The sequence below is a fragment of the uncultured Senegalimassilia sp. genome (genome assembly GCF_934632265.1).
Taxonomy (GTDB): domain Bacteria; phylum Actinomycetota; class Coriobacteriia; order Coriobacteriales; family Eggerthellaceae; genus Senegalimassilia.
Genome location: NZ_CAKTYH010000076.1, coordinates 1 through 9,767 on the forward strand (window position 1 = coordinate 1; position 9,767 = coordinate 9,767).

The window sequence follows — 9,767 nt, forward strand, 5'->3', positions numbered from 1 at the left end:
GGGCATCCGGGGTTTCCTCGGTGGATTCGTCGTTCGCCCGCGCGCAGCAGATCGCTGGCGGCACCTCGGAGACGTCGGGGTCTGCTTCCCCGTCGGGATCTGCGTCCTCGGGCGGCTCGTCGCAGGCGGGCGCGGGGTCTGCGGGAGGCGGTTCCACGTCCGGTTCCGGCTCGGGCTCCGGCAGCTCCGGCGGTTCGAGCGACGCGTCGGGCGATGCGAGCGGCTCGGGTTCGGAAAGCGCCGGCGGCTCCGACTCCGGTTCCGCTTCCACACCTGCCGCGCCCACGGCCGAGCAGGAGGCGGCGGCGTATGCCGTGCTGGTGGACCACCAGGCGCGTGTGAACGCGTATGTTACGCGCTTGAACAACGCCGTGGCCGCGTTCAACAACGACTGCATGAGCACGTCGCGGCCTCTTCGCCAAAGCGATTACAACGAGTGCGCGGCCATCGACAGCCAAACGCTCACCGACTTCCTGCTGCTGCGCAATTCGGACGCGTTCGCCGAGGGCTCGCGTTGGCAGGAGCAGAAGAGCAACCTTCAGCGCGCGTATATCGCGTTGGACCGGTACCTCTCCGTCATTTACGACGCATGGGGTCTGAACTTGGAATACGATAACCCGGCGGAAGGGGTCGATCGCTGGATGGAACCTGTTCGCGCTGATCAGGACGCCTCTGGCAACAGCATCAGGGCAGCGCAATTGAACGAAACGTTAGCGAGCATCAGCTTATGAGCGGGCTAGGGGATAAGGGCGGCGCGCTTGCCTCGTCGGGCGCCGTTCAGGGCATGCGCCTGGTGCGCGTGGCCGATTTCAGCGCGCCGCTTTCGCTTTCCGATGCCGATCGGCCGGCGTACGTTCGTCGTTTCGTCACGTTGTTCGTGTCGCAGGGGCAGGGGCATCGCGGCGGCACGGGCCGTGTTGAGCACGCGCGCAACGCGCAGGGCGAGCACCTGGCGCTCAAGCTGCTCTCGCTTCCGCATCGCCGTGATGGCGAAACCGAGGAGGATCACGAGCGTCGCGTGCGCGCCTCGCGTGCCGCGTTCGAGCGCGAATACGAATGCCATATCCTGCTGTCGGGGCTGAAGGGCTTTCCCCGCCTGTACGGGCGGGGCACCGTTGACGGGGTGCCGTGCATCGTCATGGAATGGGTCGAGGGCATCACGTTGGACCGCGCGCGCCGGCAGCTTGCCGTCGACGGCTGCGGCCGCGTGAGCCCGCTGGTGGCGGCGCGCCTGGGCCGTGACCTGTTCGACCTGGTGGCGCGTATGGGGTATGTGGAAGGCGGGTTCGTGCACCGCGACATCAGCCCGCGCAACGTCATGGTGCGCACCTCGCGGCTGACCTTGGAACAGCAGGTGGACGAGGGCGTGTTCGACCTGTATCTCATCGACTTCGGCTCGTCGGCCGAGTCGGAGCCGCGTTCCACGTCGTTCACCAGCGAGAACGCGGTGTTCCGCGGCGCCACGGCTGATTTCGCGCCGCCTGAGATGCTCAGCGACGATATCCCGGGGCTGGCCGAGCTGCGCAAATCGCCGGCGATCGATGTGTACGCCGCGGCAAGCGTGGTGTATCAGCTGGCGTGCGGGTGCGCGCCTTACGATCTGCATGCGGTTGGGGAAGATGGGGCTCCCGTTTCGCCGTACCGCGCGAAGATGGCCGCTCCTGCGCCAGCTGCGGTGATGGCGCATGCCCGGGCCGATGAGCTGCTCGAGGCGCTTGCCCACGAACCCGAGGTGGCGGTTGCGGTGCAGCATGCGCAGGATAAGCTGTCCGCGCCGATGGGCGTGTCGGAGGCGGCGGAGGCGCTGTCTTTCGTGGACGAGCAGCTGGGTATCGTGTTGGGCGATTGCCTGGCTCGCGGGCAATCCGATCGCCCGGACGCCGCGGCGGTTCGCGATGCGTTGTCGTCGTTTTCCATCCACTACGCCGACAACGTGGAGCGGTCGTTTTGCGGCCGTCCGCTGGTGCCGTGCGTGCCCGGCGGGTTCGCCGCGTCAGCGCTTGATGTGGCCGATTCCACGCTGGCTCATGTGCGCATGGCGTGCAAGGGCGTCGCGGCGGCGGCGTTGGCGGGGGTTGCGGTCTCGGCGGCTGTGCTTGCCAACGGGGCGCAGGCGTCGCTTGATGCGGCGGGTTTTGCCTGGTCGGGCGGCGTTCCCGGGGTTGCTGTGGCTGCGGCGGCGCTGTTCCCCGCGCTGGTGGGGCTGTCGCTTCGCTTCGGCGGCTCGCGCACCACAGCGGGCTTTTTGCGCGGCACGGCGGGCCTTGCGGTCACGTTCGCCGCGCTATGGCAGGTGCTTTCCGACATGTGTTTCGAGGCAGCGGCCCAGCAGCATCTGCTTTACATGGCGTTGGTGGCTGCTGCTGCGGCTGGCTGGTGCATCATAGTGGCCGATTTCGCGTTGAACGTGGCGTTGCCCCAGATGATCCGTCGTAAGGCGTTACCGTCGGGGGATTCCGACGAGGCCGTGGCGCTTCCGAGTGCAATGGCGCCGGCGCTTGAGAGCGAAGTCGGTAAGGGTGAAATGCGGCAGGTTTGCGCCACCGACTCGCAGCCCGAGTACGAGGTTGACGACCTTGCAGGCGAGGCTTCGGGCGCCGAAGGCCGTTTCGCCGGCAAGCGCGATGTGTTGGACGACGATATGAGCGAAGGAGCGTGAGGCTGATGGCGACGGAGTTGACGCCGTGCGGCGCGCTGTTCGAGACTATGAAGCGCTATGGCGGTATCAGCCATAAGGACCTGGCGCGCCTGGTGTTGTCCGGCCGCCCGCTTGCCGATGGCAAAAGCCCGCTGTCGCGCTGCGACGACCGCACGTGGGTCTCGCGCTTCATCGTGCATGCCCCGGTGGGTTCGCTGCAGGACCGCTACTTTTGCGACTGGGGCGTGGCGGCGCTTCGCGTCTCGGCACGCCTGCGTTCCCGCGACGGGAAGGGCCTGTCGGCCGAAGAGGCGTTGTCGCTGGTTACGGACCAGGGCGGCGCGCTTATGGAGCAGGCGCTGCGCGAATGCCACCAGGACCTGGCGCTGTACCGCAACGTGCTGGAGCGCCTGGCGCGCGGCGCGGGCTATAGCGTGGAGGAGCGCTCCGAGCTGGCCATGGTGCTGTTCGTGGCGGCGGGATGCAGCGCGAACGTGAAGCGCGCGTGCGCCTACGTGCTCGATTACGTGAAGACGGTGCACGGCGGAAGGTTGGAAACCGTCCCCGCCGCCGTGATGGATCAGGGCGAGCAGCCCGGTGCAGCGTCCGCGGACCCGCGCGAGCAGGCGCAGGCGCTAGGCCTTTTGCGCATGGTGGGAGGCCTGGTTTCCGGGGGTTTGCACTGGGTGCAGCCGCTTTCCGACGGCGTGGAGATCGGCGCGCTGGCCTTGGGGCCCGACGACATCAACGACGTGGAGCCTGATGTGTCGGGCCATCACCTGCGTATTTGGTGCAACGAGGCGGGCCGGTGGTGCGTTCAGGGCCTGGGAAGCTCGAACGGCACCGTGCTGATCAGCGGCGAAGACGGCTCCGAGACCGTGGTGGAGCCGGCGCGCGCGGGCGCTTCCGCATGTGCGGAGCCCGTCGAGGTGCACGCCGGCGACGAGCTGGTTTTGGCCGGATCGACCAGGTTCATGCTGATCGAAGGCATGCCGGAAAGCTGGGAATAGCAACACGCCGGCTGGAGAGCCGGCGTGTCGATGATGAAGCGGGGACGATACGGGTATCGTCCCCGCTTTTGGGTTTTGAGGGAACGAATTGCGCGATGTGGACGGCGAAGGATGCGCGCTCGCGGGCGACTGCTTCCTTACGCTTCCAGTTCGTGGGGGAGCAGCGGGGCTAGGAAGCCCTTGTCGGCGAGCGCCCGGCCGATGGCTTCGAGCGCCTCGTCGCTTGGCGCCGACACCAGGTGATAGTGGTATCCCGAGGTGGCGGTGCTCAGCGGCGAGGATTTCCCGCGTTCGATATCGTTGATGAAGCGCTCGATATCGGCCTGGTTTGCAATCTCCAAAGGAGCGGTGATGCGGCCGTAGGCGCGATGGCTGATGGATACGTTATGCACGTGCCCGCCAAGCTCGATGATGGTCTGCAGCTCTTCCCTGGTTTGCTCCACCTCATGGTGCAACTTGAATGTGCGCGCGGGCTCGTCAAGGTGCGCGGCGGGTTGCTCCGTGCTGTTTTGAGCTATGGTTTGAGCCATAGTTTGCGATGCGTTTTGCGCTGTGGTTTGCGCGGCATCTGCCAGCACATAGCCTTTCGTGGTTGCCACGATATTCGCGCCGGCCTCGCGCAGCAGTGCGATGTCCTGCACGATGACTTGTCGGCTGACGTTGAGGGCGCTCGCAAGTTGGCCGCCGCACACCGGCGCATCGGCTGATCTGAGCACATCGAGTAGCGACGCGCGTCTGGCCTCGGCTTTCGTCGTCATCGCTAGTGCTCGCTTTCCCGGTCTATATCGGTTACCGACGCGTTGCCGTCGTCGGCGGCAGTTTCGCCAGCAGCATTATCATCCAGCATGCGCAGGTGCTTCATGGACACGTCCAGGATGGGCGCCGAGTGGGTGAGTGCGCCGCTGGACACGAAGTCGATGCCCAGGTCGGCGATGACCTGCACGTTGTGCGCGTCGATGTTGCCGGAGCACTCGGTCTTCGCGCGCCCGTTGATGAACGCGACGGCTTTCGCCATGGCGTCATGGTCCATGTTATCGAGCATGATGATGTCGGCTCTGGCGGCAATGGCCTCCTCGACCTGCGCAAATGTCTCGCACTCCACCTCGATTTCGCGCACGAACGGGGCGTAGGCGCGGGCGGCCTCGATGGCTTCGCGCACGCCGCCCGCGGCGGCGATGTGGTTGTCCTTCAGCAGCACCCCGTCGGAAAGGTTGTAGCGGTGGTTGCGGCCGCCGCCGCATCTGACGGCCTCCTTCTCGAATACGCGCATGTTCGGCGTGGTTTTGCGCGTGTCCACCAGCTGGGTGGCGCTGCCCTCGAGCAGCGCGGCCACGCGGTGCGTGTAGGTGGCGATACCGCTCATGCGCTGCAGGTAGTTTAGGGCCACGCGCTCGCCCGACAGCAGCACGCGCACGTCGCCGGTTACCGTTGCAAGCGTCTGGCCTGCGCAAACGCTATCTCCGTCCGCGGCGAAGCGCTGGACGCGCGTTTCGGGGTCCAAGATGGCGAACGTGCGCTCGAAAACGTCGATGCCGCACAGCACGCCGTCGGCCTTCGCGATAAGGTCCACGGCGGCGGGGCGCGCGTCGGGCATGATGGCGGCGGTGGACACGTCTTCGTTGGTGATGTCCTCGGCCAGCGCCTGGCGGATAAGCGGCTCGGCCACGGTTGTCAGCGTGATGGGGTTCATGCGCAAACGACCTCCTTGGAGCTTGCGGTGCGATCGGTATCGGACGGGGAAGGGTTTTGTAGGCGGGTTTTGCGCTCGGCCTCGGCGCAGAGGCGCTTGTATGCCTGCGCGTCGGCGTCGCAGGGCTGCTCGGGGTAGGTTTGCGCGACGGGCGCCTTCACGCCCAGCCTGCGGCACATATCCCACGCGGCGCGCTGGGCGAACACGAGCGCCTCGAGCAGCGAGTTGCTGGCCAGGCGGTTCTTCCCGTGCACGCCGTTGCAGCTGGTCTCGCCGGCCGCGTAGAGGCCCGGCATGTCCGTGGCGCTGTTGCGGTCCACCCGCACGCCGCCCATGAAGTAGTGCTGCGCGGGCACGACGGGGATGGGCTCGCGCGTGATGTCGAACCCTTCCTCCAGGCAACGCTTGTAGATATTCCCGAAGTGCCCCGTGATCTCGTCTTTCGGCACGTTGGCGAAAGAGAGGCGCACGTGATCCGAGCCTTCTGCGGCCATCTGCCGGTATATGGCCGCGCTCACCACGTCGCGCGGTTGCAGCTCGTCGGTGAAGCGCTTCCCGTCGGCGTCGAGCAGCACCGCCCCTTCGCCGCGGCACGATTCCGAGATTAGAAACGCCCGGCCCGGCCGCGTCGAGTACAGGGAGGTGGGGTGGATCTGCACGTAGTCCATGTGCTCAAGGGCGATGCCGTGGCGCGCCGCAATGGCGCACGCGTCGCCGGTAAGGCTGGGGAAGTTGGTGGAACGCGGGTACGTGCCGCCGATGCCGCCGCAAGCCCAAAGCGTCTGACCTGCGAAGATGCGCAGCTGCGCCCCGTCGGCGGTGTGCGCAACGACGCCGCAGCAGCGCGCCTGCGGCTGAAGGGAATCGCCATCGTCCTTCGCAACCAGGATATCGTCCATGCAGGTGTGCTCGAGGATGCGGACGTTGGGCAGCTCGCGCACGCGGGCCAGCAGCGTGGAGGTTATCTCGTCGCCGGTGATGTCGCTGTGGAAGCAGATGCGCGGGCGGCTGTGCGCGCCTTCGCGGGTGTAGCGCAGGTTGCCCGCCTGGTCGCGCTCGAAGTCCACGCCGCGTTTCACCAGGTCGGAGATGATGCTGCGGCTTGCGCGGATCATCAAGTCCACGCTCTCGCAGCGGTTCTCGTAATGGCCGGCGCGCAGGGTGTCCTCGAAAAACGGCGCGTAGTCGGCGTCATCGTGCTGCACGCAGATGCCGCCTTGCGCCAGCATGGAATCGCATTCGTCCACGGTCGTCTTCGCCAGCATCACCACGGAAAGCGTGGAGGGAAGGTTGAGCGCGCAGTATAAGCCCGCCACGCCGCAGCCGACGATAACCACGTCGCAAGCGATGTCGCGCACCTCTGCCGCGCCGCCGTATGCCGGTTGCAATCGGTCACCGTCGGGGTCGCATGCGTTCGTATTCGACGTGCAAGCTACAGCAGAAGCCGCTTTTTCCGCAGATGTATCGGCATATGCGGAAACGACGCTCGCTACCGCCGCCTGCTCAGGGGCGACAGCATGCGCGCGAGCCGCATCTGCTATCGCCGTTTCCGCAGCTACAGCACCCACTTCGCCAGCCAATTCGTTCTCTTCGCTCATCTTCGCCGCCTACTTCGCCGCGTACTCCAGCATGCGCTCAAGCGTCAGGCGCGCCGCGGGGGCGAGCTCTTCGCCGACGTGCACCTCGTACGGGGCGGGGTTGCGCAGGCATGCGGCCAGTTTCGGCAGCGTGACCAGGTCCATGTTCTCACAGCGCGGCGTGGTGGCGGGGAAGTGGAAGCGCTTGCCCGTGCCCTGCGTGCGCAGCTCGAGCTCGCGGATGATGCCGACCACGGTGCACACGATGAACTCCTGCGCCTCCGACGCGGCTGCGTGCTCGATCATGCCCTTCGTCGACCCGATGAAATCGGCCTCGGCAAGTACGTCGGCCGGGCACTCGGGGTGCGCCATGACCACGGCGTCGGGGTGGGCTTCCTCCAGGTCGATGATCTGCTCCGCGCTGATGGTCATGTGGCGCGGGCAGTAGCCTTTGTTCAGGATGACGTGCTTGTCGGGCAGCTGGCTGGCCACGTAGCGGCCCAGGTTCATGTCGGGGATGAACAGGATGTTGCGCTGCGGCAGGTTGCTGCAGATCATCACGGCGTTCGAGGAGGTCACGCACACATCGGACCAGGTCTTCGCCTCGGCGGTGGAGTTGACGTAGCACACCACGGCCAGGTCGTCGCCGTATTCGGCGCGCACGCGGTCGATGTCGGGCTTGCTGATCATGTGCGCCATGGGACAGTCGGCGGCGGGCTCGGGCAGAAGCACCGTTTTGTCCGGATTGAGCAGCTTCGCCGATTCGCCCATGAACTCCACGCCGCACAGCACGATGGTCTGTTGCGGCAGGTCGACGGCCAGTTTCGCCAGGGCGAAGCTGTCGCCGACGTAGTCTGCTGCGGCCTGCACCTCGGGCGGCACATAGTAGTGCGCCAAGATCACGGCGTCGCGCTGCTCCTTCAGCTGCGCGATTTCCTGGGTGAGCGCCGCGATGGAGTCGGCTGCGCTTGCCGGCTGCGCGCCTGCGCCGGTTTGCCCTGCGTTGTTTTCGATGACCTGCTCGCTCATGTTCGCTCCATGCTTCCGTGCGGTTATTTGACGCTGCAGTATGCCGCAAAACTTTACAGCTGACTTGACAGCTGTAAAGTTCCCATCGTTTCTCCATCCGCCGCAGGGGCCGCCGCACCCGCGTTCGCGTCTGCTGCGTGCTGCGGCTCCGCCCAGCGCATTCGCCGGCCTTCCCGCGCCCCATCCGCCGGCTTTCGCCACCTGCCGCACCCGATGCCGAACCCGTTCCCGCGTCCGCCGCCCGCGGAGCGCCTTCGCCGTTTGCCCTTAAATCCCGTATCGCCGGTAGGTTCAACATGCGAAAGGCCCATACTAGACCGGTGCGGAACGCGTTTGCGCCCCGCTTTCGGCGCTAACCCGCGTGTTGCGGGCGCGCTGCATCCATTCGTCAACCCAAGGAGGTTCAGCATGGCTCGCGTGTACAATTTCTCGGCCGGTCCGGCAGTGCTCCCCGAGGAGGTGCTGTCCTCCGCCGCCGCGGAAATGCTCGATTATCAGGGCACCGGCATGTCCGTGATGGAAATGTCGCATCGCTCCGCCGCGTTCAAGGGCATCATCGAGACCGCTGAGCAGGACATCCGCGACCTCATGAACATCCCTGACAACTACCGCGTGCTGTTCCTGCAGGGCGGCGCCACGCAGCAGTTCGCGGCCATTCCCATGAACCTCATGCAGAACAAGGTTGCCGACTACATCGTGTCGGGCAACTGGTCGAAGAAGGCCTTCAAAGAGGCAAAGCTCTACGGCGACGCCCGCTGCATCGCCAGCTCCGAGGACGAGAACTTCACCTACGTGCCCGACGTCGATGGCCTCACGTTCAGCCCCGACGCCGATTACGTCTACATCTGCCAGAACGAGACCGTCTACGGCAACCGCTACACCAAGCTGCCCGAGACCGGCGACATCCCGCTGGTCTCCGACGTTTCCAGCATGTTCCTCTCCGAGCCCATGGACGTGTCGAAGTACGGCCTGATCTACGGCGGCGTGCAGAAGAACGTCGGCCCGGCCGGCGTGGTCATCGTCATCGTGCGCGACGACCTGATCCGCGAGGACGTGCTGCCCTTCACGCCCACCATCATGCGCTACAAGACGCAGGCCGACGCCGGCAGCCTGTCCAACACCCCGCCGTGCTACGGCATCTACATGTGCGGCAAGGTGTTCCAGTGGCTCAAGGGCCTGGGCGGCCTTGAGGCCATGCAGAAGCTCAACGAGGAGAAAGCCGCCATTCTCTACGACTACCTGGATCAGTCCAAGCTGTTCAGCGGCACGGCGAAGAAGGAGTTCCGCTCGCTCATGAACGTGCCGTTCGTCACGGGCAACCCCGAGCTGGACGCGAAGTTCATCGCCGAGGCCAAGGCCGCGGGCATCGAGAACATCAAGGGCCACCGCAGCGTCGGGGGCATGCGCGCCAGCATCTACAACGCCATGCCCAAGGCCGGCGTCGAGGCGCTGGTCCAGTTCATGGACAAGTTCGAGCGCGAGAACGCGTAAGTTCGCGATAGGCGAGCGCCCGCCGCTCGGCGCTTGACGTGCGATGTCGCTTTCCAGCGGGCGGACGGCCACCAAGGTCGTCCGCCCGTTTTGCGTTCGCCCGGTGAACGCGTGTTGCGCGCGTTGCGCTTGTGTGCGAGTTGCAGGGTTGCGCGTTGGTGGCGTGTTGCTGGGGTTGCCGAAACGCCGAGGCCGACTTCTGGGCGGTTTTGCAGCTAATGGCGCTCGAAAATGACACCTTCCTCGGAGTTCTGGATGGTTTTTCGGCCGTTTGTTCGAAAAACCTCCGAAAAAACCGTCCAGAACTCCGGAACCATGTCAAATTTAGGGGT

Annotated in this window: 8 protein-coding genes; 4 read left to right on the forward strand and 4 right to left on the reverse strand. The window is 65.8% G+C overall.

Going from position 1 to position 9,767, the window contains the following annotated elements; all coding sequences use genetic code 11:
* The 3 genes from Q0H50_RS06485 to Q0H50_RS06495 form a co-directional block, all read left to right on the forward strand.
* Positions 1 to 731, forward strand: a 731-nt coding sequence (locus tag Q0H50_RS06485; protein WP_294420679.1) for a hypothetical protein, incomplete at its 5' end; no start/stop codon positions are given.
* Positions 728 to 2,659 (forward strand): hypothetical protein, encoded by a 1,932-nt coding sequence (locus Q0H50_RS06490; RefSeq protein ID WP_294420682.1) that lies wholly within the window; start codon positions 728 to 730, stop codon positions 2,657 to 2,659. The genes Q0H50_RS06485 and Q0H50_RS06490, both read left to right, overlap by 4 nt.
* A gap of 5 nt (positions 2,660 to 2,664) precedes the next feature.
* Complete coding sequence (locus Q0H50_RS06495; RefSeq protein ID WP_294420684.1) at positions 2,665 to 3,648, forward strand: FHA domain-containing protein; 984 nt, start codon at positions 2,665 to 2,667, stop codon at positions 3,646 to 3,648.
* A gap of 137 nt (positions 3,649 to 3,785) precedes the next feature.
* Here Q0H50_RS06495 and Q0H50_RS06500 read toward each other — a convergent pair whose 3' ends face one another.
* Genes Q0H50_RS06500 through nadA form a run of 4 tightly spaced genes read right to left on the reverse strand, consistent with a single transcriptional unit; the run spans position 3,786 to position 7,944 of the window.
* Positions 3,786 to 4,406 carry a transcription repressor NadR gene (locus Q0H50_RS06500; protein ID WP_294420687.1) on the reverse strand — a complete coding sequence of 207 codons (621 nt, stop codon included), beginning with the start codon at positions 4,404 to 4,406 and terminating at the stop codon, positions 3,786 to 3,788.
* Between the two features lie 2 nt (positions 4,407 to 4,408).
* Positions 4,409 to 5,338 (reverse strand): carboxylating nicotinate-nucleotide diphosphorylase, encoded by a 930-nt coding sequence (gene nadC, locus Q0H50_RS06505; RefSeq protein WP_294420690.1) that lies wholly within the window; start codon positions 5,336 to 5,338, stop codon positions 4,409 to 4,411.
* Positions 5,335 to 6,936 carry an FAD-dependent oxidoreductase gene (locus Q0H50_RS06510; RefSeq protein WP_294420693.1) on the reverse strand — a complete coding sequence of 534 codons (1,602 nt, stop codon included), beginning with the start codon at positions 6,934 to 6,936 and terminating at the stop codon, positions 5,335 to 5,337. Before Q0H50_RS06510 ends, nadC begins: the two co-directional genes overlap by 4 nt.
* 9 nt (positions 6,937 to 6,945) lie before the next feature.
* Positions 6,946 to 7,944 carry a quinolinate synthase NadA gene (gene nadA, locus Q0H50_RS06515; protein ID WP_294420694.1) on the reverse strand — a complete coding sequence of 333 codons (999 nt, stop codon included), beginning with the start codon at positions 7,942 to 7,944 and terminating at the stop codon, positions 6,946 to 6,948.
* Positions 7,945 to 8,352: 408 nt separating this feature from the next.
* Between nadA and serC the strand changes: the two genes are divergently transcribed.
* On the forward strand, positions 8,353 to 9,435 hold the full coding sequence (gene serC / locus Q0H50_RS06520) for a 3-phosphoserine/phosphohydroxythreonine transaminase (RefSeq protein ID WP_294420696.1): 1,083 nt from the start codon (positions 8,353 to 8,355) through the stop codon (positions 9,433 to 9,435).
* Positions 9,436 to 9,767: the final 332 nt, after the last annotated feature.